Source organism: Arcobacter suis CECT 7833 (assembly GCF_003544815.1).
Lineage (GTDB): Bacteria > Campylobacterota > Campylobacteria > Campylobacterales > Arcobacteraceae > Aliarcobacter > Aliarcobacter suis.
In genome coordinates, this window is the sequence record NZ_CP032100.1 from 1,134,582 (window position 1) to 1,158,763 (window position 24,182).

The following is a 24,182-nucleotide window of genomic DNA, read 5'->3' on the forward strand; positions in this document are numbered from 1 at the left end:
TATTTTGAATGATATTAAAATTAAAAATTATCAAATCTTTTTGTTTATTTTTCTCTTCTTTTCGAGTTCAAATCTTTTTGCTTTAGATAAATTAGAGTCTATTCCTTTTGTTTTAACTCAAGATGAAAAAAAATGGATTGAAAGCCATCCTATAATAAAAGTAGGTGTTGATAAAGATTATGCTCCTTATGAATGGCTTGAAAATGATGAATATAAGGGTGTAGCTATTGATTATATGAAACGAATTGAAAAAATTGTTGGGATAGAATTTCAGATAGTTAAAAATAAATCTTGGAATGAAATCATAGAAATGGCGAAGAATGGCGAAATTGATATGATTACAAGTATTGTACAAACTTCTGAGAGATCAAAATATCTTGATTTTACCGAATTCTATAGAAAGAGTCCAGTAATTATAATTGATAGGGGAAATAATGGTTTTATTGGTGGATTAAAATATCTAAATAATAAAAAAGTTTCTGTTGAAAGAAATTATTTTATGGAAGAGATTTTAAGACAAAATTATCCAAATATAAAATTACAAATAGTTGATAGTACAAAAAAAGCTTTAGAATTAGCAAACTCAGGGCAAGTTGATGCTTATGTTGGAGATTTAGGACTTTCTGATTATGCAATCAAAAAAAACAATTTTTCTAATTTACGTTTTTCAGGTCAAACTGAATATTTTAGTAATCAAGGTTTTGCAGTTACAAAAAACAATCAAGAACTTCTAAGTATTTTAAATAAAGCTGTAAAATCTTTACCAGCAGATGAAATAGAAAATATGTTTAATTATTGGCTAAATGTGGAAAGAGGAGTAAATATAAAAACAATAGTAATTTATGCTATTGGAGTAATATTTATTTTATTGATTATAATTTATTGGGTTTATAGACTAAGAAGTGAAATTACACAACGCAAAATTATAGAAAATAAACTAAAAGAGAGTGAATCACATTATCGACAATTAACTGAAGATGTAAATGATGTAATTTGGAAAGTAGATACTAATTTTATAATTACTTATATAAGTCCATCAGATGAACGATTTAGAGGATACAAAGCAAGTGAAGTAATAGGAAATAGTGTTTTTGAATTATTTACAGATGAAAGTGTTCTTCTTCTTAAAGAAAAAATAAAAGAAAGATTAGAATTGTCGTCAAAAGGCAATAAATTGCCTCTTTTGACAATAGAACTTCAACATAAATGTAAAGATGGAACTATAATTTGGGGAGAGATATTGTCAAAACAAGAACTTGATGCCAAAGGAAATATTATTGGTTATCACGGAATTACAAGGGAAATCACAAAACGTAGGGAACTGCAAGAAAAAATAGAGCAATTAGCATATTGTGATACCCTTACAAAATTGCCAAATCGTCGTTCTTTAGATGATAAAATGAGTTATATCATGTCCCAAAGTGATCGAAGTAAAAAATATTGTGCATTAGTTTTTCTTGATTTGGATAATTTTAAACCATTAAATGATACTTATGGACATAATGTTGGTGATTTATTACTGATTGAAGTTGCCAATAGACTGAAAAATAGTATTAGAAAACTTGATGCAGTTGCAAGAATTGGTGGCGATGAGTTTGTAATAATTCTTGATGAATTTGATGAGGATAAAGAATTATCAAAAGAAAATATTTTTAAAGTAGTTGAAAAAATAAGGATTTATTTAGCCCAACCATATAAGTTCAATATTATAAATGAACAGAAAGAAAATATAGATATTGAGCATTATTGTACCGCTAGTATTGGTATTTGTATGTTAAAGGAGAACAAGAGAGTTCTATAAATATTTTTAAATGTGCAGATTCAGCTATGTATGAAGCTAAAGAGTTAGGAAGAAATAGAATTAAATTTTATGAATAATATGGTAAATATTATAGGCAAGTTTTAAAAACTTGCCCATTCGTCATCATCTTTACTATTTGAAGAGATTACTTTAGTATCACTTTTTGTATTTGAAATTGGGTTTTTAGCAGAAGTTTGAGTTTTACCTAAAGCTTTAGTTGGAGCTGATTTATTTTCTAAAATTTTTGCTGTAACTTCATTTTTTCCTATAAACTCTTTTGCATTTGCATTTGAAACAACTAATTTTGCAATAGTATCTGTTTGAACTGCAACTTCATAAGTTTGTGAAGCGATTATTGCATTTTGTTGAGTTTGTTGATCAAGTGCGCTAATTGCGTCATTTATTTGCTCAATTCCAGCTAATTGTTCTTTACTTGAACCTTCAATATTTTTTATAAGTTCAATAGTTTGTGAAATATTTTCATTTAACATTTTGTAACCACTAATCATATCTTCTGATATTTTTTTACCTTGGTCAGCTTTTTTTGTAGCAGTTTCAACTAGCATTTTTATCTCTTTAGCTGCTTCTGCACTTCGTGATGCTAGATTTCTTACTTCTGCTGCAACAACGGCAAAACCACGACCAGCTTCACCAGCAGTTGCTGCTTCTACTGCTGCGTTTAAAGAAAGAATATTTGTTTGGAATGCTATTTGATCAATTACTGTAATTGCATCATTTATTGCATTTACTTCTTTATCTATTTCATTCATTGCATCTGTTGTTTGATTTGCTAATTTTTCACCTTTTGATGCTGAATCAGTTACACTTGAAGCTAACTGAGACATTTTAACGATGTTATTTGTATTGTTTGAAATATTACTTGAAATCTCTTCAACAGCTGCTGCTGTTTCTTCTAATGCTGCTGCTGCTTCATTTGAATTTCTATTTAAAGTATCAACATTTTTAAGTAAAATTGCACTACTTGCATCAAGAGTTAATCCATTTGATTTATTTTCTACAAGCATTTCATTGATAATATCTGCTAGATTATTTAATCCTACTGTTACACCGCTGTTACAGCCTTTTACTCTATGTGTAAAATCAAGACTTGCAAATCTTTCAAGGGCAAAACTTATATCATTAATGTTTGTACAAACTCTTAATTGAAGACTTAATAACATATCATTGATATGATGTCTTAACTCTTCTAAACTCTGAGTTTCAGTTTTATTATCCAGTCTTTTACTTAAATATCCCTCTTTAACTGTTAAAACAATTCCATTTATTTCTTCTAAAAATCTATTATCAGAATCTATTGAACTTTTTGTTTTAATGATATTTTGATTTACTACTTTTGCCATACTACCAAATTCATCTTGATTAGCATCATCTAACATTTCTACTGTTGTTGATTCTTTGTTTATATAACCAAAGAAGCTCAATAAACCTTTTTGGAAATGATTTATTGCTGTTGTTAATTGATTTGATAAAATAAATGAGAAAGCAACAAAAAAGATAATTGCAAGAATTGCTATAGTAATTAAAACTGTGTTCATAGTACTTGTAGCATTTTCTCTCATTGTAATAGTATTTTCATTTATATGAGTTAATTGTTTTTCAAGTTCTAATCCAATTGCAGTCATTTGTTTTATTAAAGCTAATATTTCAGGAGTCTCTTTTTCTATTCCACTTTTATAATCATTTATTCTTTTTGATGAAAATTCATCAAAACTTTTTATATAGTTTTTTGATTGTTTTACGATTTCATCGGATAAACTAATATTTTCTTGAGAGGTAAATTTAGATTTTAATTCCAAAACATACTTATTAAGGTTATCAAAATCATCCCTAACAGTTTTTGCTTTTGCCTCATCGGGGCTTCTTAAAAATTGATAAACAGAAATTCTTCCTTTTAAAACTTGTTGAATGAATAAATCAGTCTGCACAGCAGCACTTGTTTGCTCTTTTGCAACATTATTGAAGTAAGTAAATATCAATGCGGATACTATTATAATACAGATAAAAGCTAAAGGTAAAAGTAAGAGTTTTATTTTAGTAGAGGTATTTTTGAGCAAATTTAATCCTTTTTTAAGAAATGATAATGAATATTACTAACTATAAACAAAACTTTAGCTTAAATTAAATAACTTTATACTTGAGTTCTAAGTTTGTAAATAACATTTTCTGTTCTAAAAATATATAAGAAATATGATAATTTATATAGTCATAATTGCTTAATCATTATAATCAATAAAAATTTTAGGAGAAAAAATGAAAAAAATTATGTTTTTGCTTTTTGCTACGCTTTATGCTAATGCCCATTTTCTGACATTTATGTCAAATACAGACAATGTATCAAATCCAAAACAAACAAAAGTTGATTTAGATATATCTTTTATTCATCCTTTCGAACAAACTGGAATGATTATGGAAAAACCAGAAGTTTTTGTAAATTCTAAAAATAACAAATTAAATCTAACCCAAACTACAAAATTAGACCACAAAGCTTGGAGTAGTTCTTATGATATAAAAGCTCCTGGGGTTTATAAGTTTTTTGTACAGCCTCAACCATATTTTGAACCAGCAGAAGAAAAATTTATCTCTCATGTTCCAAAATTGATTGTTAGCTCTTTTGGGCTTGAAGATGGTTGGGATGAACCTTTAGGTTTAAAATATGAGATTATTCCTATGACTAAACCTTTTGCTTTATATTCTGGAAATCTATTTCAAGGAAAAGTTTTGCACGATGGAAAACCAGCAGCTAATACAGAAGTTGAAGTAGAACTTTATAATGAATTTGGGCTAAAAGCTCCAAGTGATGCTCATATAACTCAAGTTGTAAAAACAGATGAAAATGGTGTTTTTTCATTTGTTATGAACCACAAAGGTTGGTGGGGATTTGCAGCTTTAATCGAAGAGGGTGAATTAAAACATAGTGATGGAAAAATGTATCCAATTGAAAATGGTGCTTTAATTTGGGTAAAGGCTTACTAATATGCATATAGCTGATGGTGTTTTAACTCCTGAAATTACAGCTGTTATAACAGCTGTTTCAGCTATTGCTTTTTATAAAGCAATTAAAACAATAAAAGAGGATGAAATACCATTAACTGCCGTTGCTAGTGCTATGTTTTTTATAGCTTCATTTATTCATGTTCCTTTTGGAGTTACTCAAATACATCTTATACTTTTGGGTGTAATTGGGATATTTCTAGGTTTTAGCAGTTTCATAGCTATTTTAATTGCTTTGATTTTACAAGCTTTACTTTTAGGATATGGTGGTGTTGTTTCTATTGGGGTTAATCTTTTTATTATGGCAGCACCAGCTGTGATTGTTTATTATATAAATAAAACAGAAATATTTCTAAAAATAAATGAGAAAATCAGATTTTTTTTAATAGGATTTTTAGGAGCATTTTTTGCAACTTTGTTTTTAGTAGCTATTTTATATTTCTCAAAAGCGCAGTATGAATGGGCGGCTTATAGTATATTTGGAGTTAATATATTTACTATGGTAATTGAAGGCTTTGTAAGTATGTTTTTACTTATGTTTATCAAAAAGACCTATCCTAAGATTTTAAAAGGGTTGATTTGAAAAAGGTATTTTTATTTTTACTAATAGCTACTTCTTTATTTGCTCACAAAATAAATTTATTTGTAACAAATGAAGAAAATGGCGTAAATATTTACTCATATTTTGCAAGTGGAAATCCATGTATAAACTGTAAATTGATTATTAAAAATGGTGAAAATGTAGTTTTAGAAGATAAGCTAGACGTTAATGGAAAATATCTTTATAGTTCAAAATATAAGGATATTCAAGTTACAATAGACGCATCAGGTGGACATATTGCAAAACAAGATATTGTAGTTGAAAATATAAAAAATGAATCACTACAAACTCACCTAAAAGAAGAAAAAGAAAATGAACATATAAAAATCTTAATTTCATTGGTTTTAATAGGATTGATTTTTTATGTGTTAAAAATAGTAAAAAGGAAAAAACAATAATATATGAATAACGAAGCTATAAAACTTATTGTTTCTTTACTTTTCTCTCTTTTTATAGCTTTTAGTTCTTTGGAGTATTTTTATATATTGCCTATATTATTGGTTTTATTTTATGAGCAAAAAAACTTAATAAAGATATTTAAAAAACTATTTTTATTAAATTTTTTTATTTTAACTTTGGTTTTATTTGTAGCTTTTCAAGACCACAAAATGGCAATTGAGCTGTTTTTTAGGACAAATCTAATCTTACTTTTTAATATCACCATTTTTTACAAATCAAAGGGGTATGATATTGTAAGGGGATTTAATACTTTAAAAGTTTCGCCTAAATTTATCTCTATTTTTTATTTTACGATTTGTTTGATTGAGTATTTACTAAAAGAGTTTAAAAATATTAAAACAAGTTTAAAATCACGAGGTTTCAAAGCCCAAACTTCTATGTTTGTTTATCAAACCTTTGGTAATATTTTTGCTATGATGTTTATAAAAGCCATAAAAAAATCAGAAGATATGAGGCTTAGTATGATTGCAAGAGGTTTTAATTCACAAATATTTTTACTTGAAACAAACAAGGTTTCCATAAAAGATATTTTAGTTCTATTTTGTGTGGGAATTATTATTTTAATAAAGGTTTATATATGAGTTGTTCACTAAATCTAAGAGCCATTTCATACAAAAATGAAGATAAAGATATTTTCAACGACATATCTTTGAATTTAGGACATGAAGAAAAAATAGCAATCGTAGGTTCAAATGGAAGCGGTAAAAGCACACTTCTAAAAATCATCGCAGGATTAATAAATCCAAGTTCTGGTTATATAGAAGTTTTTCACGAAAAAATGAATAACTTAAAAGATTTTTCAAAATATAGAAGTGATATAGGATATTTACCCCAAGATGTAACAAATCACTTTTTATGCCCAACAGTTATAGAAGATGTGATTTTTTCACTAAGAGCAAAAGGAGTTTCAAAAAATGAAGCTTTAATACAAGGTGAAGAGATTTTAAAAGAACTCAAAATAACTCACCTAAAAGATAGAGTGATTTTTGATTTAAGTGGAGGTGAACAAAAAATTGTAGCTCTCGCAGGACTTCTAATCCTAAAACCAAAAATTCTACTTTTAGATGAACCCACAAATGCCCTAGATGAAGAGAGTGAAAAACGAATAGTAGAAATCCTAAACTCAATCAAAAAATCAATGATTATAGTATCTCACCATAAAAGTTTTATAAATAATTTAACAAATAAAATTTATAAATTGGATTCAAAAGGTTTAGAATTATCAATTTAATTTTTTTTATTGTGATAAAATCAATAAAAAATAAAATTAGGAAAAAAATGAAAATAATAGAAATTAAACATTATATTTTTATGGTTTTAGGTTCATTATCTTTATCTTTTGGAACAGTTACCTTTCTTTCTCCAAATCAAATAATAACTGGTGGAGGAGTTGGTATTTCTTTATTGTTACATAGTTTATTTCCTTCTATTACTTTAGGTATTTTTATGGCAATAGTTAGCGTACCTTTTTTGATTTTATCTTATATCTATTTTGGAAAATATTATCTATTCAAAACTTTTTTAGTAGTTATTCTTTTATCAACTTTTACAGATCTTTTTAAAGAAATTTTGCATTTAAAAGCTATTACAAACGATATTTTATTAGCTGCAATTTTTGGTGGAATTTTTATAGGTTTAGGTGTTGGATTGATAATCAAAGGAAGAGCTTCGACTGGAAGTACTTCAGTCGTAGGCGAAATAGTTGCTAAAAAAACAAAATTCAAAGCAGCAGAAGTTTTATTAGCTATTGATGCTGTTATTATGTTTATGTCTGTTTTTGTTTATAATGATATTAATAAATCACTTTATAGTATGCTTAGTGTATATGTTGGAATAAGGGTTATAGATATAATATTAACAGGAAGACCATCTAAAAAAATTGTAAATATTGTTTCAAATAATGTAGAAGTTTTAAAACAACAAATTAGAGAAAGAATAGAAGAACATGGAACAATTTTAACTGGTGTTGGACTTCATCAAAATCAAAATAAAACTATAATTTATGTTACAGTTGATGCAAGTAAGATTGAACTTTTAAAAGATTTAATAAGAAAATATGATCCAGATGCATTTATGATTATAACTGAAGCTTCTGAATTTTTAGGAAGAGGGAATTAAAAAATATTTATATTTTTTTAATCCATAGTAATTTAATTAACAAAAAGTTGTATAATAACCCAACTAATTATATTGGCTATATATTAGTTAAAAAATGGAGTTATCAAAATGAAAAATATTTTTCTAGTTTTGTTATTTATGTTTGGTAGTTTATTTGCAACTACTGAAAATAAAGTTCCCACAGTTGTTCCTGTTTCTTGGATAAAAGAAAATCTTAACAATCCAAATTTAGTTATTGTTGATTTAAGAGAAAAAAGCGAATATGACAAAGGTCATATAAAAGGTGCTGTAAATATGCCAGGATTAGAAAGTCTTTTTGAAAAAGATACTTGGATGATACCAAAGCTTGATTTTTTAAAAGAGCTATTTAGTAATGCTGGAATTAATCAAGATAGTTTAGTTGTAGCTTATGATAATGGGGATTTTTTCTGGGCTGCTCGATTGTATTGGATACTTGAAGTTTTTGGACATAATAATGTAGGTTTATCTAAATATGCCTATGGAAAATATATTCAAGATAATCTTCCTACAACAACAGAACAAACAAAAGTAACAAAAAAAGAGTTTATTCCAAGGGTTGATAATAATCAAATAGAGACAAAACTAAGCACTTTATTGGCAATTGGTAAAAAAAATATAATAGACGGAAGAGAAAAATCTCATTATGAAGGAAAAGACTCAATAGCAAAAAGATTTGGTCATATTCCAACTGCTCAAAATTATGCCTGTACAAATAATTTTCAAGTTTCAAAAGATGGAAACTATATGAAAGAGTTTGATGAACTTGAAAAAGTATATAAAGATTTAGATAAAAATAAAGAAATAGTTCTTTATTGCCAAGGTGGAGCAGAATCTGCATTAAACTATATAGTATTAAAAAAGTTAGGGTTTAAAGCTTCTGTTTATGATGGCTCTTGGAAAGAATGGGGAAATGACAACAATGTACCTGTGGAAAATCCATCAAAAACTCATTAATTGGAGTTTTCTTGAAGTATAAAGGTTCCATAAAAAGAAGATTAATAATCATCATAATGTCTGTAACTTTAATTACAAGTTTTACAGGATATGCAACATTTTTATATTGGTATATGAATAATCAGCAAAATAAAACTGTTGAATTAGCCCAAACTGTAGGGCTAGTTTTGGGTCAAGATATTGTAAAATTAGTTTTATTAAATGATGTTTCCTTTGCTTCTGATATTACTTCAAAACTCAAATCATTTTCTACTTTAGAATCAATGGTTTTATATAAACTTGATGAAAAACCAGTTTTTCAATACAGTAAAGATAATAAGAGTTTTATTGTAGAAAAACTTCCTTCAAATAAAGAGATTAAATATATTTTAAATTCAAATCTTTTGAAACTATATATAAATGCAAATTATCAAGATACACATTTGGGTTTTATTGAATTAAACTTCAAAATAGATACCATAATAAATGTAATAAAAAAAGATATTAAAGCCTTAATTATAATCTTGTTTTTTATGTTTATTGTTTCATATATTTTGGCTCATCTTTGTGCAAAAGATTTTACAAATCCTATTTTGAATTTGGTGAAATTTTTGGAAAAAATCGATTTAGTTGATTTTATAGATAAAAGAGTTATATCAAATCAAAAAAATGAATTTGGAAAGTTATATGATGAAGTTAATTTGATGCTTGATAGGATGGAGAGTTCTTATGAAGCCCAAAAAATAGCAGCAGTTGCCTTTGAAACTCAAAGTGGAATGACGATTACTGATAAAAACCAAAGAATTCTAAAAGTTAATAAAGCTTTTGAAAAAATTACAGGATATACACAAGAAGAAGTTATTGGTAAAACACCAGCTTTATTAAAATCTGGATTACATGATAGGGAGTTTTATTTTAATCTATATAAAACTTTGCAAAAAGATGGTATTTGGATAGGAGAAATCAAAAATAAACATAAAAATGGCAATATTTATAACGAACATTTGATAATTCAATCTGTACTTGATTCTAATAATGAACCAATATATTATGTAGCTTCCTTTTTAGATATAACAAAACAAAAGCTCACAGAAGAAAAATTGACTCAAAGGGAAAAACTTCTTATTCAACAGTCAAAAATGGCTCAAATGGGAGAAATGCTTGAAAATATTGCCCATCAATGGAGACAGCCACTTTCTGTGATTACCACATCTGCAACAGGACTTAAAGTACAACAAGAATTTAGTGTTTTAACAAATGAAGAATTAATAGAGTCTTTAGATTCTATTGTGAAAGCAGCTGTTCATCTATCCGTTACAATCGATGATTTTAGGAATTTTTATAAAAATGATAAAGAAAAAAAATCTTTTAATCTAAGAGTTGCAGTTGAAAAATCACTTACACTTCTTAGTTCTAAATTCAAAAATCAAGAAATAGAAATAAAAATTGAAGTAGAAGATATTGAAATATATGGTTTTGAAAATGAACTTATTCAAGTTTTTATAAATATTTTAAATAATGCAAAAGATGAATTAGTAAAACAAGATAATCAAAATAGATTGATATATATCTTTGCTAAAAAAGAAAAAGAAAATATTAGTATTTCATTTCAAGATAATGCAGGTGGTATAAAAAAAGAGTTGTTAGCGCATATTTTTGAAAATCATTTTACAACAAAAGAGCAAGAAGATGGCACAGGAATTGGATTATATATGTCAAAATTAATTATTGATAAAATAAATGGAGAAATAAAAGCTTCAAACGAAATGATAATTTACAATAATAAAACTTATGAAGGAGCAAAGTTTAATATAACTATTCCTTTGGATTAAGTCATAAAATAGAGATTTTTTAAAATCTTTGTTTGTTCATCTTTTGAGTAATTAAATCTAAATTCCGATTCTTTTAAGTAGTAAAAAAAGTTATCTTCTTCAACACCTTTGTATTTTTTGAGATTATCTTCTAAAAACTTCCAAAATTTATTTAAATTTGTTTGATGAGAGTTTAAAGAGTGGATTTTATTCCAATTTAGATATTGAATAAAACCATCTTCAATATCAAAAGCTCGTTTTCCGATTTTTGGCATCAAAAGTGTATATACTTTTTCATTTGAATAAAATCCCATGATATTTATAGCTTCACTTAGAGATTTTTTCTTTTTCTTTTTTTCTCGCTCTTTTATGTAATAAAACTCTTCATACTCGTTGTAATCATGAATTGAATTATTGTATTCATTTTCTAAAAAAAGAGCTATTTTTTTTCTAAATACATCAAATCTATCTTTTATTGTTTTATAGTTTACTTCCAATTCTTTTGAAACTTCAAGGGCATTTTTATTTTCGCAAAATTGAATGATGATTAAATCATCTTTTTGAAGTTTTTTTAAAGAATATTTTTTTGCACAAGTTTTACATTTGATGTAATCATTAGCTAAAGTATAAAAAGTAGTGTTGTTGCAGTTTTGACAAATCATGGGGTATTTTATCATCTTATAAGTTAAAGGAGTAATAATTGCATATAAAGATGATTAAGAGAGTATACTCTACAATAAACTAATAAAAGGCATATAATGAAAATTGCAATTCCAGTAAAAGACGAAAATTTAACATTCTTTAGTAATGCAGGACATACTCCAAAATTCGCAATTTATGATTTAACAGGTTCAGGAATGTTCAGATCATTTAAATTAGATTCAGTAATAACAAATCCAAGAACTGATATAGACCACGACCATGCAGAAGAAGACCATGCTTGTGAGCACGGACACGATGATGAAGAACATATTGCAGAACACAATAAAATGGGTATGGCTTTAAGTGAATGCAGTTATATCGTTGTTAAAAAAGCTTGTAAAAATACAGCAAACTCATTTACTTCACAAGGTATAAAACTTGTTAAATACAATGGTGAAGCACTAGATGTAAATACAATTTTAAAAGAGACTTCTGCTTCGTTTAAATAAATTTTGTTCCAAAAATATATAACTGCAAATTAAAATTATAGGACATTTAGACTTTTTGAGTTAAACTATTTAAAATGAATAATTATTCACAAAAATAGTTTAAAACAAAAAGGAAATAATATGTGTAAAGATTGCGGTTGTGTAATAGCAGGACAAGAAAATCACCATCATCACCACGATGAACATGAGCATGGAATTGTTCATGAACATGACCATCCACATGATAATACAACTTGGAGTACAACACACCAAGCAGCTCACGAAACACTTCATCATAACCCACAATTAAACGATGCAAAAACAATTTCTGTAATCAAAAAAATACTTGATAAAAATGACCATGAAGCATCTCACAATAGAGCTCATTTTGACCAACACAAAGTTTTAGGAATAAATCTTATGTCAAGCCCAGGAAGTGGGAAAACTACACTTTTAGAAAATCTAGTTGATATGGTAGATTTTAAATTTGCAGTTGTAGAAGGTGATTTAGAAACTTCAAGGGATGCCGATAGATTAAAAGCCAAAGGAATAAATGCAGTTCAAATACAAACAGGAAGTGCATGTCACTTAGATGCATTTATGGTTCACAAAGGTTTACATGATATTAAGTTAGCTGATATTGATGTTTGTTTTATTGAAAATGTAGGAAATCTAGTATGTCCAGCTTCTTATGATGTGGGAACTCACTTAAATATTGTTCTTGTTTCAGTTCCTGAAGGGGAAGATAAGATTGCAAAATATCCAGTTATGTTTAGATGTGCTGATTTAATCCTTATTACTAAAACAGATTTACTTCCATACTTTGAATATGATATTGAAAAAGAGAAGATGGAAGCTAGAAAACTAAAACCAAATGTGGATATTTTAGAAGTAAATATCAAAGATAAACAATCACTTCAAAATGTAATTGATTGGATTAATTTCAAAAGAAAGATGAGATAGAAAATATGTGTTTATCAATACCTTCAAAAATAAAAAGCATAGACACTGAAATGAATACTTGTGTTGTTGACACAATGGGAGTTGAAAGAAGTGCTAGTTTAGATTTAATAGACCAAGATGTAGTGATTGGAGATTATGTTTTAATTCATATTGGTTTTGCTATGAATAAGATTGACGAAGTTGATGCTTTGGAGTCTCTAAAAGTCTATGCTGAGATAATAGAAAAGATGGAAGAACAAGATAGATTAGAAGCAATTGAGCAATCTGATAATTGCCCAAATAGATAACACATGGAAAAAGAATTACAACTAAAAGATTTATATGATGGTTTTAGAGATGCAAAAACTATAAAAGCATTTAAACAAATCATTGATGAAGACCTAAAAGATTATGATGGAATCATAAATATTATGGAAGTGTGTGGAGGACATACACACACTATTATGAAGTATGGAATACCACAATTAATAAATAAAAAAATAAACTTCATACATGGACCAGGTTGTCCTGTTTGTGTAATGCCAAAAGAGAGAATTGATAGTGCTTATGCTTTAAGCTTACAAGAGAATGTAATACTTGTAACTCTAGGAGATATGATAAAAGTTCCAGGAAGTAATGGAAGTTTACAAAATGCAAGAAGCCAAGGTGCAGATGTAAGATTTGTTTATTCTCCAATGGAGTGTATAAAAATAGCAAATGAAAATCCAAATAAAACAGTAGTCTTTTTTGCAATAGGATTTGAAACTACAACTCCAATGACTTGTGCATTACTTGAACAAGTAATAAAACACAATATTACAAATATACTTTTTCATATAAACCACATTACAGTTCCAGAAGTTATGCAAGTATTAGTGCAAAGTAGTGATTGTAAAATAGATGCTTTTTTAGGCCCATCACATGTTAGTATCATAAGTGGAAGTAAAATTTACGAAGAATTCCCAAGAGATTATAACAAACCAGTAGTTGTGGCAGGTTTTGAACCAGTTGATGTGATGCAATCAATCTCTATGATAGTAAAACAGTTCAAAGAAAAAAGAAGTGACCTAGAAGTAGAGTACAAACGACTTGTTTCATATGAGGGAAATTTAAAAGCCCAAGACTTAATAAATAAATACTTCAAAAAAGTTCCTTTTAAATTTAGAGGAATTGGAACAGTTGAAAATAGTGGATATGAACTAAAAGACGAGTATGACAAATACAATGCAAAAATAGTATATAAAGAAATCTTACCTACAAAAGAAGTAAAAGATAACAAAGCTTGTAGATGTCCAGATATTCTAAAAGGAATAGCAAAACCACACGACTGTAAAATCTTTGGAACTGTATGTACTCCAACAAATCCTATTGGTTCTTGTATGGTGAGCTCAGAGGGTGCATGTAGTGCTTATTATAAATATGGTAATCTTTTATAAAACGTAAGGCTTAAATTATGAAAAAGATTGCATTTATTGGCGTTGGAGTTATGGGTAAATCAATGGTTTTAAATCTAATGAAAAAAGGGTTTGAAGTAAGTGTTTATGCAAGGAATAAACAAAAGATTGAGGATATATTAAAATCTGGTGCAATTTTTTGTGACACTATAGAATCTTGTGTACAAAACAAAGATGCAGTTATTACAATAGTTGCTTATCCAAAAGATGTTGAAGAAGTATACTTATCTCAAAAAGGTATTTTAAATAGTGCTAATAAAAATACTTATTTAATAGATATGACAACAACAAGTCCAAACTTAATAATTGATATATATAACAAAGCAAAAGAAAAAGGATTAAAGTTTTTAGATGCTCCCGTTTCAGGTGGAGATATTGGAGCAAAAAATGCAATTTTATCTATAATGGTTGGTGGTAAAGAAGAAGATTTTAATGCTTGTAAAGATATTTTTGAAGCCTTAGGTACAACAGTTATCTATGAGGGAAAATCAGGAAGCGGACAACACACAAAAATGGCAAACCAAATAGCAATCGCTGGAATCATGGCAGGAATTAGTGAAGCTATTACTTATGGAAAAGAAGTTGGATTAGACATTGAAACTATGTTGAAAAGTATTAGTAATGGTTCTGCATCAAGTTTTCATATGACAAATACAGCTCCAAAAATGAATCAAAGAGATTTTGAAGCAGGTTTTTATATAAAACACATGGTAAAAGATTTAAAAATAGCAAATGAAGAAGTCCCAACTCTAAAAGTTTTAAAAGATGTATTAGAAATGTATGAAACCTTAGAAAAAAATAGCGATGGAGACTTGGGAACACAAGCTATTTGTAAATATTACGAGTAAAAAATAAAAGAAAGAATAAGTGTAATCTATAATGTCAAATATAATATATGAATATGAAGAGATAAGTGAAAAAGAATATGAAAAATTAAGAAAACATATTATAGATAATTCATCTCTTCATAAATATTTTAAACTTGATTGGAAAACATTAAAAGCTAGACAATATTGTGGAATCTTAAATTTTGATAATCAAGATTTTTATATCTTGCCAAAAATTGCAAATCATAATGATAAACAAAATCTAAATATATTTATCTATATGTTAATGTATGCTTATAATATAAATTTATCAAATGAACAAATAGCCTCTTGCCAAAATCAAGAGCACTCTATATTAGAAGTTTTTGTTCAAATGTTTGCATCAAATCTTTTAAATGAATTAAAAAAAGGTATATACAAAGAGTATATTACTATGCAAGATAATCTTCCAGTTTTAAAAGGAAAATATCTAATAAATGAAAATTTAAAATACAACTTCACAAAAAATAAAATCTATTGTGAATATGATGAATTTAGTCCAAATAATAGTCTAAATCAATTTTTTCTATATGCAATAAAATATCTTCAAAAATTTGTAAAAGATAAAAAGCTTTTAAAACAGTGCGAACTAATATTTGATGAGGTTGAATATAAGTCAGTAGATATAAATAAATTAGATAGGATTCATTTTAGTAGATTAAATCAAAGATTCAAAACTAGCTTTGAAATAGCTATTTTACTTTTGAAACAATCAATTCCACTGTTTAGTCAAGATAAAAAATCATTCGCTTTTTTGTTTGATATGAATATATTGTTTGAGAAGTTTATAGCTAGACTTGTAAAAGAGTTAGATGATAATGCAAAAATACAAAATCAAGATAATTTCAATGATTTGACATTAAAGCCAGATATAATACTAAAAAAACAAATAATAGATACAAAATATAAAAAAATCAAATCAATAGAAGATATAAAACAAAGTGATAAACTCCAAGCTTTTGCTTATGGTGTAAATTATGGAGTTGATAATGTAATGCTTTTGTATCCTAGACATTTGGATGATATAAAATATGATTTAGTTTTAGGAAGATATGATAAAAAAGTTGAGTTAAAAATAAGAAGTATTGATTTGAATTTTATGGGAAATGATTATAAAGAGTATATTGATGAAATTAGAAAAAGAGTGGAGATTTTAAATGGATAGAAAAGAATTATTTAGAGAATGGTTAAAAAATAATGGAATGTCAGCAAGTGTTCAAAGTAATTATCCTTTATATATTGATGAATATATTCCAGCTATTTTAAAAGGCATAAATTTAGAGGTTAATAGTTTATTTGAAATAACAGATTTGAAAAAATTAGAAGATATTTTAAATAAAATACAGATAGATTTAAAAGAAATTAATCTAGAAAAAAGTAGTTTTCCATCAGCTTCATTAAAAAAATATATAGAATATATTAAATCATCATATAAAATTAGTAAAGACGAAAAATACAATATGAAAACAAAAAATATAATGCTTTATGGTGCACCTGGGGTTGGGAAAACTCATAATTATAAAAGATTAATTACTATGATAGAAGATGGTAATGATGAAAAAACTATTTTTGATACTATCTCTAAAAATGAGATTACAAATGATTTTGATAATTCTATTTTTGAAGATATAAAAAAAGAAAAAAGAATAGAGTTTGTAACTTTTCATCAAAGTTATTCTTATGAAGATTTTATTGAAGGTTTTAGACCAAATGAAGAGGGAAAATTAGAATTAGAAGATGGTATTTTAAAAAAAACATCTCAAGATGCAGAAGTAAATTTAAAAAAAAGTGAAATTGATATAGAAAAAGAGAATATAAATCTAGATGAATTAATATTAAAGTTTACTAATTATGTTCAAGATAGTTTAGATAATGATAAAGAGTTTTCATTAGAAAAAAAAGTTACTGTTGAAGGTATAAATAACAAAAATGCTTTTTTACTAGGTGGTTCAATTAAATCAGCTCAAAGATTGACACCCGATATTATAAAAAGAGATTATGAAGATTTTAAAGATGGATATATAGCAAAATATGAAGATGTAAAACCAACAAGAGAATCAAAAAGTACATATCATGGAAATGCAAGATACTATTTTATGTTATATAAAAAGATTTATGAATTTGAGAAAAGTTTGAATATTAATGAAATAAAACAAGAAAAAGAAAATTTAAAAAACTTCTATATAGTAATAGACGAAATAAACAGAGGAAATATCTCTAAAATCTTTGGGGAACTTATCACGCTTATAGAAGAAGATAAAAGAGGAAAAAAAGAGTATGAGGTAACATTACCATATTCTAAAAAGCCTTTTTTAATTCCTGAAAATCTTTATATCATTGCTACTATGAACTCAACTGATAAATCTATTGCAACTATTGATATAGCTTTGAGAAGAAGATTTACATTTTTAAAAATGAAGCCAAATTTAGATTTAGTTCCAGAAATTGCAAAAGTATTATTTGAAAAGATAAATGAACATATTTCAAAAACTATAAATGAAGATTATAAACTAGGGCATAGTTACTTTATGAATATAGTAGATGATAAAGATTTAGAGTTTGTGAAAAAATACAAAATCCAACCATTACTTGAAGAGTATTTTTATGGTGATGAAGAAAACTATAAAAAAGCAATAGCAATCTTAAATATAAAAGAAGATAACCAATGAATATAGAACAAATAGAACAACGAATCCAAAAATTCTCAGACGATAGAAACTGGGAAAGTTTTCATAATCCAAAAAATCTAGTTATGGCATTAACAGGTGAAGTAGGAGAACTAAATGAAATATTTCAATGGCTAAATTTTGAAGAGTCTTTAAATCTACCTGATGATGTATTAGAGCATACAAAAGAAGAAGTTGCAGACGTGGCTATTTATCTTCTTAGACTTTGTATGAAACTTGACATTAACCTTGAAGATGCCATTATGAATAAAATGACTAAGAACGAAAAGAAATATCCAGTTGAAACATCTCAAGGTGGAAGTAAAAAATATTCTAAGAGTAGGGAAGATAAATAAATGACAAAAACAATAACACTAGCCCATGGAAATGGTGGAGCTGAAAACAATGAGCTTATAAACAAAGTATTTTATAATGCTTTTAAAAATGAGATATTAGAGAAAAGTGAAGATGCAGCTGTTATTCAAAATGGAACATTAGCTTTTAGTACGGATTCATTTACAGTTAGTCCTTTGTTTTTTAGTGGAGCAGATATTGGAAAATTAGCCATTTGTGGAACTTGCAATGACTTAGCCATGATGGGAGCGAAACCAAAATATCTTACTTGCTCAGTTATCATTGAAGAGGGATTTGAAGTAGAACAACTTGAAAGAATTGTAGCTTCTATGAAAAAAGAGCTTGAAGTAAATGGAGCTATTGTTGTAAGTGGAGATACAAAGGTAGTTCCCAAAGGTGCTGTTGATAAAATCTTCATAAACACTACAGGAATTGGAGAAATCTTATACAAAGACATTAGCTCAAACAATATAACTACAGAAGATGTAATTCTAGTAAATAGAGACATTGGAGCTCACGGAGCTACTATTTTTGCTGCACGTGAGGGAATGGATATGAATTCAGAGCTTAAAAGTGATTGTAACTCTTTATATCCACAAGTGAAAGCTTTGATTGATGCAGGTATTAAAATAACAGCTTTAAGAGATGCCACAAGAGGTGGAGTTAGTGCTGTTTTAAATGAATGGGCAAAACAATCAAATGTTTGTATAGAAGTAGAAGAAGAAAAAATTCCAGTATGTGATGAGGTAAAAGGAATTTGTGAAATGTTAGGTTTTGAAGCAACAAATCTTGCAAATGAGGGAACTTTTGTTCTTGCAATTCCACAAGAATTTGCAGCTAAAGCTATTGAAGTTTTACAAACATTTCCAGAAGCTTCAAAGGCTTGTATTATTGGAAAGGTAACTAAACAATATTCTCAAAAAGTAATACTAAATAGTTCTTGGGGAACAAAAAGATTTTTAGATACACCAACTGGTGAACTTCTTCCAAGGATTTGTTAATGCACGAATATTCAATAGTTCAATCTTTATTAGAAAGTTGTGAAGAACACGCTCGAACAAATGACGCAAAAAAAGTTACAAAAGTAGTAGTGAAAATTGGAGTTTTAAGTGGAGTTGAACCCGATTTACTTCAAACTGCTTTTGATACTTTTAAAGAACAAACAGTCTGTCATGATGCAGTTTTTTTGATAAATCATCAAAAAGTGGTCATTGAGTGTTTTGATTGTAATACAACTTCAACTTTGGAAAAACATGAGTTCTCATGTCCAAAATGCCAAAGTGTAAATATCAAAGTAATTGATGGCGAAGATATGTATCTTATGAGTTTAGAGTTAGAATAAAATCTATATAAAAAGTTATTTTTTAAAAATTAAACAACAAAGTATTTATTTTTCCTTAAAGTTATGATATTATTTTTCTTATAGAAGCTAATTTAAAGGCTTTAGAATGAAAAAAATAACTTTGGAAAGATTACTTTATAAAAATTATTTGAAAACTTCTCTTGTATCAATATTTTTGATTGAGCTGTTTTTAGTATTTTTTTATTTTATAATTCATAAAAACATGATTAATAAAAGTTCTGAATTTTTATTAAATGATGTTGAAAATTCAATCTCTTTAATTATAGAAAATCACTCACAAACTGTGGATGAAGAGTCTATAAAAACTCAATCTTTAGAACATTTACTTAATCATTTTATTAAAATCAAGTTACCATATAAAGGTAAAATTCTTATCATTAATAATTTTGGAGAAATATTATTTATAGATGAAAATATAAAAGAATTATTAGATATTCATACAAATAAATCAAATATATTAAATCATCAAAATTTAAAAATTGTGAATTATTTTAAAGAAATAATGAAAGAGAAAAATCTTAATAAAATACTATTAAATGAAAAAAAATATATTTTATTCTCAAAAAGAATTCAAATGAACTCCTTATATGTTGTAGCTTTTATAGATGAAAATAATATTTTAAATAAAATTAATGATTTAGAAGAATATTATGAAAAATTAGCTTATATCGTCATATTTTCTGTATTGATTTTTTATATAATGTTTTTCTTTTATCTTTCTTTTAAAGCAAAAGATTTTGTAGATAGAATAAATGAACCTTTGTTAAATATAATTGAATTTACTAAAAATTTAGGAATAAAAAAAGATATAAAAAATCTTGAATCTTGTGGAATTTTTGAAATAGATAGATTAAGTTCTAATTTTAATAATATGATTATTGAATTAGATATGCGTACAAACAGACTTATTTTAGAAGAAACAAAAAGAATATATCAAGAAAAATTAGCAAATACAGATCCTTTGACAGGTGCGTATAATAGAAGATATTTAAATGAATTTTCTTATGAATATCTAAAAATTGTAAAAAGAGAAAATAAAGATTTATCTTTGTTATTACTTGATTTAGATGATTTTAAAAATATTAATGATACTTTTGGACATGAAATAGGGGATATTGTAATAAAACAATTGGTTGAGATATCAAAAAGTAGTATAAGAGAGAGTGATTTGATTATTAGATTTGGTGGAGATGAATTTATAATTTTATTACCTAATACAAATATCCAAAGTGCAAGATTTGTTGCAAATAAAATCATTAATAAAATAACTGAATATAACAAAAATAAAGAGTTCAATTTTTCAATAAGTGTTGGAATTTCACATTATCAAATAGGAGATAATTCAATAGATAATATAATTTTAAGAGCAGATAAATCTTTGTATAAAGCCAAAAAAATAGGAAAGAATTGCGTTGTTTGAGGAAATAATAATATTTATTCATTTATTGATTGTTAACCAATCTTTATTAGAATAATAACATATACAAATAGGAAATATAAGATGTTATTAATGAAATTACAAGCAAAAGAGAAGTTTTCTTTTTTACAATTAGCTCACTATTTAGCAAGAGTTGATAATAAATATGGACAAAAAGAGGAAGAAATCATTTTAGAATATTGTTCAGAAATGGGAATTGAAAATGTGGATTCTTTTGATTTTGAAAATTTTAGTTTAGAAAATATATTAAAAGATTTTAAATCTGAATCTAGCAAAAGAATTGTAATTTTAGAATTAATGATTTTAATTCACATTGACCACTCTTTTAATTTAAATGAGAAAAAATTAATACAAAGAATTTCAGAAAGCTTTGGAATAGATATAGATGATGTAAATGATTATTCTCAATGGGGAAAATCAGTTGCGATGTTATATGAAGTTGCCAAAATATTTGTAAATGAGAGAAAAATATAGTAATAAGCATAATTTAAATTCTAATACTAGGAATTTTTAGATAAAATGGTTACATGGAAATAATAGAAACATTAAATAGTAAAATTGATAAATTAATTCACGATTATGATAAGTTAAGATTGGAAAATTTAGCACTGCAACAAGAGTTAGATGCCTTAAAAAACGAAAACGATGAATTAGTAAGAAATAATCAAGATATGTTTCTCCGAATTGATAGCACATTAACATTAATAAAGGTACGAAATAGTGAATAAAGAAGTAACGTTTCATATAAATAATATGGCTTATACTATAAATGTTGATGAAAATATATATAAAGAACTTTCTAAATATTTAAATTTAGAAAAAAATAATGACACTAGAGATTTACTAGCAGCTTACATAAGGTTGTCTCAAGAATACAATGTTTTTAAAAAAGATATTGAAGATATTACAAATAAACTTTCAAGGTTTTGAAAATTAAAAGTTTTTCTTTAATAGAAATTATAGTTGTTATTCTTCTAATAGCTATTATTACATCTTTTGCTATTCCAAAATTTACAAATATGAACTATAATGCAAATATCTCAACTTTAAAATCTCAAATATCTTTAATTCAAAATGGAATAGTGAAAAATAAAAATAAAAATATTTTACTTTCAAATAATCAAGAAATAACTACTTTAGATGATGCAACTTTGAATAGTAGTGGAGAAAAGCTTTTTTCAAAAATAATAGATTTTTCAATAATCTCAACAAATAATTCAAAAAAAGAATCTGGAATGTGGGCAAAAATATCAAATAATTCTTATGATTTTTATCTTTCAAGTGACAAAAATATTTCATTTTCCTTTGATGATGGAAAATTTTTATGTAAAAGTAGTGTTGAATTATGCAAAGAGATTGAATAATGTTTTATTATGAACTAGCCCTTTTAAAATCACCTTTAAATAATCTTACTTTTCAAAGTGAAGAAAAAATAGAAATAGGTTTTAAAGTAAAAGTAAAACTCCAACAAAGAAAAAATTTAGATGAAGCAGTTGTAATAAAAGAAGTAGAAAAACCGACTTTTAAATGTACAAATATTTCTGAAATTACAAATGAATATTTTGATGAAAAAATGCTTTTAGTAGCTACTTTTGTATCTTTATATTATGTTTGTTCTTTAGGGGAAGCCTTAAGCGTTTATAATCCTTTTGATAAAAATATAACTCTTATTTTAGATGAAAAAAGATTTGATACCAAAATAGCTTTATCACCACAACAAGAAAAAGCAAAAAGATTTTTAGATGAAAAAAAACAGGCTTTACTTTTTGCAAATACAGGTGCTGGAAAAACAGAAGTTTATATAAAAATTATAGAAGAACAGTTAAATCAAAATAAACAAGCAATTTTGCTTATGCCTGAGATCTCACTAACACCACAAATGGAAAAAAGACTTGAAAAGGTTTTTGATAAAAGCGTAGCTATTTGGCACTCAAAAATCACAAAAAAGAAAAAAGATGAGATTCTAAAAGGTTTACAAGAAGGAAATATCAAACTAATTGCAGGAGCAAGGTCAGCTTTATTTTTACCATACTCAAATTTAGGTGTGATTGTAGTTGATGAAGAGCATGATGATTCTTACAAAAGTGATTCAAAACCTAGATTAAATACAAAAGATTTATCTATTTATATGGCTAAAAAGTTTGATATTCAACTTGTTTTAGGAAGTGCAACGGTTTCAACAAGTTCTTTTTATAAAATTCCATTTTTTAGGCTTGATGAAACTTATCATCAAACTAAAAAAACTTATAGTTTTGAAGATAGTGATGCAAATTTATCAATAAAAGTTGTAGATAAAATAGCAAAAACTATAAATGAAGGAAATCAAGTAATTGTATTTTTACCTACACGAGCAAATTTTAAATATCAGATTTGTACAACTTGTGGAAAATCAGTTGAATGTCCTTATTGTTCAGTTTCTATGAGTTTACATAAAAATGATTTAGCTTTAAAATGTCATTATTGTGGATATGCTCAGAAAATTCCAGAAACTTGTCCTTCTTGTCATAGTGGAATAATTCACAATTTACGAGTTGGAACTGCTCAAATTGAAGAGGAATTAAAAGCCTTATTTTCTCAAAAAGTAATCAAAAGATTTGACCGTGACCAAATAAAAACAAATACCCAATTAAAAACAGTTTTAAATGAGTTTAATAAAGGTGAAATTGATATTTTAGTTGGAACTCAAATGCTTTCAAAAGGGCATGATTATCACAATGTAAAACTTGCTGTTGTTTTAGGAATAGATTCAGTTTTAAATATGAATTCATATAAATCAAGGGAAAAAGCACTTTCTTTACTTATTCAAATATCAGGAAGAAGTGGAAGAAGTGGCGAGGGTGAAGTAATAATTCAAACTAAAAATGAAGAATTTTTTAATCACTATTTGAATGAATCAAATTATAAAGAGTTTTTAGAAAGTGAATTAGAGTTTAGAAAAGAGCTTTATCCTCCATTTTTAAAGATGGCAAAAGTAACTTTTTCCCATACAAATGGATTCAAAATAAAAGAAGAGATGGATTTTTATGTACAACTTTTAAAAGCAAATAAAGATATTGAAGTTGTAGGTTTTGGACAAAGTCCTATTTTTAAAATGGCAAATAAATATCGATATGAAATAATTCTTCGTTCACTAAATGTAAAAGCTTTATTAAATGCTTTACACTCAATTCAAACTCCAAATGCTTCAATAGATATGGATACTATTTACTAAAA

Annotated in this window: 27 protein-coding genes; 25 read left to right on the forward strand and 2 right to left on the reverse strand. The window is 26.4% G+C overall.

Features of this window, described 5'->3' with window-relative positions:
- Nucleotides 1-4: 4 nt before the first annotated feature.
- Nucleotides 5-1,801 carry a diguanylate cyclase domain-containing protein gene (locus tag ASUIS_RS05835; protein ID WP_192894436.1) on the forward strand — a complete coding sequence of 599 codons (1,797 nt, stop codon included), beginning with the start codon at nt 5-7 and terminating at the stop codon, nt 1,799-1,801.
- 101 nt (nt 1,802-1,902) lie between these two features.
- On the opposite strand, the gene ASUIS_RS05845 is transcribed toward ASUIS_RS05835, so the two are convergent.
- The gene (locus ASUIS_RS05845) at nt 1,903-3,876 is read right to left on the reverse strand and encodes a methyl-accepting chemotaxis protein (protein ID WP_118886137.1); all 1,974 of its coding nucleotides are present in this window, start codon (nt 3,874-3,876) and stop codon (nt 1,903-1,905) included.
- A gap of 196 nt (nt 3,877-4,072) precedes the next feature.
- Here ASUIS_RS05845 and ASUIS_RS05850 point away from each other — a divergent pair, with 196 nt between their 5' ends.
- From ASUIS_RS05850 to ASUIS_RS05885, 8 genes are all read left to right on the forward strand, one after another.
- Complete coding sequence (locus ASUIS_RS05850; protein ID WP_118886138.1) at nt 4,073-4,795, forward strand: DUF4198 domain-containing protein; 723 nt, start codon at nt 4,073-4,075, stop codon at nt 4,793-4,795.
- A gap of 1 nt (nt 4,796) precedes the next feature.
- Nucleotides 4,797-5,396: a cobalt transporter CbiM gene (gene cbiM / locus ASUIS_RS05855; protein WP_118886139.1), complete on the forward strand. Its 600-nt coding sequence runs from the start codon at nt 4,797-4,799 to the stop codon at nt 5,394-5,396.
- Nucleotides 5,393-5,812, forward strand: a complete 420-nt coding sequence (locus tag ASUIS_RS05860; RefSeq protein WP_118886140.1) for a hypothetical protein — start codon at nt 5,393-5,395, stop codon at nt 5,810-5,812. Before cbiM ends, ASUIS_RS05860 begins: the two co-directional genes overlap by 4 nt.
- 3 nt (nt 5,813-5,815) lie before the next feature.
- The gene (locus ASUIS_RS05865; protein WP_118886141.1) at nt 5,816-6,454 is read left to right on the forward strand and encodes an energy-coupling factor transporter transmembrane component T family protein; all 639 of its coding nucleotides are present in this window, start codon (nt 5,816-5,818) and stop codon (nt 6,452-6,454) included.
- Complete coding sequence (locus ASUIS_RS05870) at nt 6,451-7,104, forward strand: energy-coupling factor ABC transporter ATP-binding protein (RefSeq protein WP_118886142.1); 654 nt, start codon at nt 6,451-6,453, stop codon at nt 7,102-7,104. The genes ASUIS_RS05865 and ASUIS_RS05870 overlap by 4 nt, the downstream gene beginning before the upstream one ends.
- 47 nt (nt 7,105-7,151) lie before the next feature.
- A complete protein-coding gene (locus tag ASUIS_RS05875; protein WP_118886143.1) occupies nt 7,152-7,991 on the forward strand; it encodes a YitT family protein in 840 nt (279 codons plus the stop codon).
- Between the two features lie 108 nt (nt 7,992-8,099).
- Nucleotides 8,100-8,966 (forward strand): sulfurtransferase, encoded by an 867-nt coding sequence (locus tag ASUIS_RS05880; RefSeq protein WP_118886144.1) that lies wholly within the window; start codon nt 8,100-8,102, stop codon nt 8,964-8,966.
- An 11-nt stretch (nt 8,967-8,977) separates the two neighbouring features.
- Complete coding sequence (locus ASUIS_RS05885) at nt 8,978-10,777, forward strand: sensor histidine kinase (protein ID WP_128326717.1); 1,800 nt, start codon at nt 8,978-8,980, stop codon at nt 10,775-10,777.
- On the opposite strand, the gene ASUIS_RS05890 is transcribed toward ASUIS_RS05885, so the two are convergent.
- Nucleotides 10,774-11,418, reverse strand: coding sequence for a hypothetical protein (locus ASUIS_RS05890; protein ID WP_118886146.1), 645 nt, complete (start codon nt 11,416-11,418; stop codon nt 10,774-10,776). The genes ASUIS_RS05885 and ASUIS_RS05890 overlap by 4 nt on opposite strands.
- A 96-nt stretch (nt 11,419-11,514) precedes the next feature.
- Between ASUIS_RS05890 and ASUIS_RS05895 the strand changes: the two genes are divergently transcribed.
- From ASUIS_RS05895 to ASUIS_RS05970, 16 genes are all read left to right on the forward strand, one after another.
- Nucleotides 11,515-11,907, forward strand: coding sequence for a hypothetical protein (locus ASUIS_RS05895; protein ID WP_118886147.1), 393 nt, complete (start codon nt 11,515-11,517; stop codon nt 11,905-11,907).
- A gap of 120 nt (nt 11,908-12,027) precedes the next feature.
- Nucleotides 12,028-12,849, forward strand: a complete 822-nt coding sequence (hypB, locus tag ASUIS_RS05900; RefSeq protein ID WP_118886148.1) for a hydrogenase nickel incorporation protein HypB — start codon at nt 12,028-12,030, stop codon at nt 12,847-12,849.
- A gap of 5 nt (nt 12,850-12,854) precedes the next feature.
- Nucleotides 12,855-13,136, forward strand: a complete 282-nt coding sequence (locus tag ASUIS_RS05905) for a HypC/HybG/HupF family hydrogenase formation chaperone (protein ID WP_118886149.1) — start codon at nt 12,855-12,857, stop codon at nt 13,134-13,136.
- 3 nt (nt 13,137-13,139) lie between these two features.
- A complete protein-coding gene (hypD, locus tag ASUIS_RS05910) occupies nt 13,140-14,264 on the forward strand; it encodes a hydrogenase formation protein HypD (RefSeq protein ID WP_118886150.1) in 1,125 nt (374 codons plus the stop codon).
- Between the two features lie 17 nt (nt 14,265-14,281).
- A complete protein-coding gene (locus tag ASUIS_RS05915; protein ID WP_118886151.1) occupies nt 14,282-15,130 on the forward strand; it encodes an NAD(P)-dependent oxidoreductase in 849 nt (282 codons plus the stop codon).
- 31 nt (nt 15,131-15,161) lie between these two features.
- Nucleotides 15,162-16,313, forward strand: coding sequence for an McrC family protein (locus ASUIS_RS05920; protein WP_118886152.1), 1,152 nt, complete (start codon nt 15,162-15,164; stop codon nt 16,311-16,313).
- Complete coding sequence (locus tag ASUIS_RS05925; RefSeq protein ID WP_118886153.1) at nt 16,306-17,817, forward strand: McrB family protein; 1,512 nt, start codon at nt 16,306-16,308, stop codon at nt 17,815-17,817. The genes ASUIS_RS05920 and ASUIS_RS05925 overlap by 8 nt, the downstream gene beginning before the upstream one ends.
- Entirely contained in the window at nt 17,814-18,170 is a 357-nt protein-coding gene (locus ASUIS_RS05930) for a nucleotide pyrophosphohydrolase (protein WP_118886154.1), read from the forward strand. Before ASUIS_RS05925 ends, ASUIS_RS05930 begins: the two co-directional genes overlap by 4 nt.
- Nucleotides 18,171-19,169 (forward strand): hydrogenase expression/formation protein HypE, encoded by a 999-nt coding sequence (hypE, locus tag ASUIS_RS05935; RefSeq protein WP_118886155.1) that lies wholly within the window; start codon nt 18,171-18,173, stop codon nt 19,167-19,169.
- On the forward strand, nt 19,169-19,510 hold the full coding sequence (gene hypA / locus ASUIS_RS05940) for a hydrogenase/urease nickel incorporation protein HypA (RefSeq protein WP_118886156.1): 342 nt from the start codon (nt 19,169-19,171) through the stop codon (nt 19,508-19,510). Before hypE ends, hypA begins: the two co-directional genes overlap by 1 nt.
- A 106-nt stretch (nt 19,511-19,616) precedes the next feature.
- Nucleotides 19,617-20,951, forward strand: a complete 1,335-nt coding sequence (locus ASUIS_RS05945) for a GGDEF domain-containing protein (protein ID WP_118886157.1) — start codon at nt 19,617-19,619, stop codon at nt 20,949-20,951.
- 81 nt (nt 20,952-21,032) lie between these two features.
- Nucleotides 21,033-21,443 carry a TerB family tellurite resistance protein gene (locus tag ASUIS_RS05950; protein ID WP_118886158.1) on the forward strand — a complete coding sequence of 137 codons (411 nt, stop codon included), beginning with the start codon at nt 21,033-21,035 and terminating at the stop codon, nt 21,441-21,443.
- 53 nt (nt 21,444-21,496) lie between these two features.
- Nucleotides 21,497-21,697 carry a cell division protein ZapB gene (locus ASUIS_RS05955; protein ID WP_118886159.1) on the forward strand — a complete coding sequence of 67 codons (201 nt, stop codon included), beginning with the start codon at nt 21,497-21,499 and terminating at the stop codon, nt 21,695-21,697.
- Nucleotides 21,690-21,899, forward strand: a complete 210-nt coding sequence (locus ASUIS_RS05960; protein WP_226800000.1) for a hypothetical protein — start codon at nt 21,690-21,692, stop codon at nt 21,897-21,899. The genes ASUIS_RS05955 and ASUIS_RS05960 overlap by 8 nt, the downstream gene beginning before the upstream one ends.
- On the forward strand, nt 21,896-22,333 hold the full coding sequence (locus tag ASUIS_RS05965) for a hypothetical protein (RefSeq protein ID WP_226800002.1): 438 nt from the start codon (nt 21,896-21,898) through the stop codon (nt 22,331-22,333). Before ASUIS_RS05960 ends, ASUIS_RS05965 begins: the two co-directional genes overlap by 4 nt.
- A complete protein-coding gene (locus ASUIS_RS05970) occupies nt 22,333-24,180 on the forward strand; it encodes a primosomal protein N' (protein WP_118886161.1) in 1,848 nt (615 codons plus the stop codon). Before ASUIS_RS05965 ends, ASUIS_RS05970 begins: the two co-directional genes overlap by 1 nt.
- Nucleotides 24,181-24,182 lie beyond the last annotated feature (2 nt).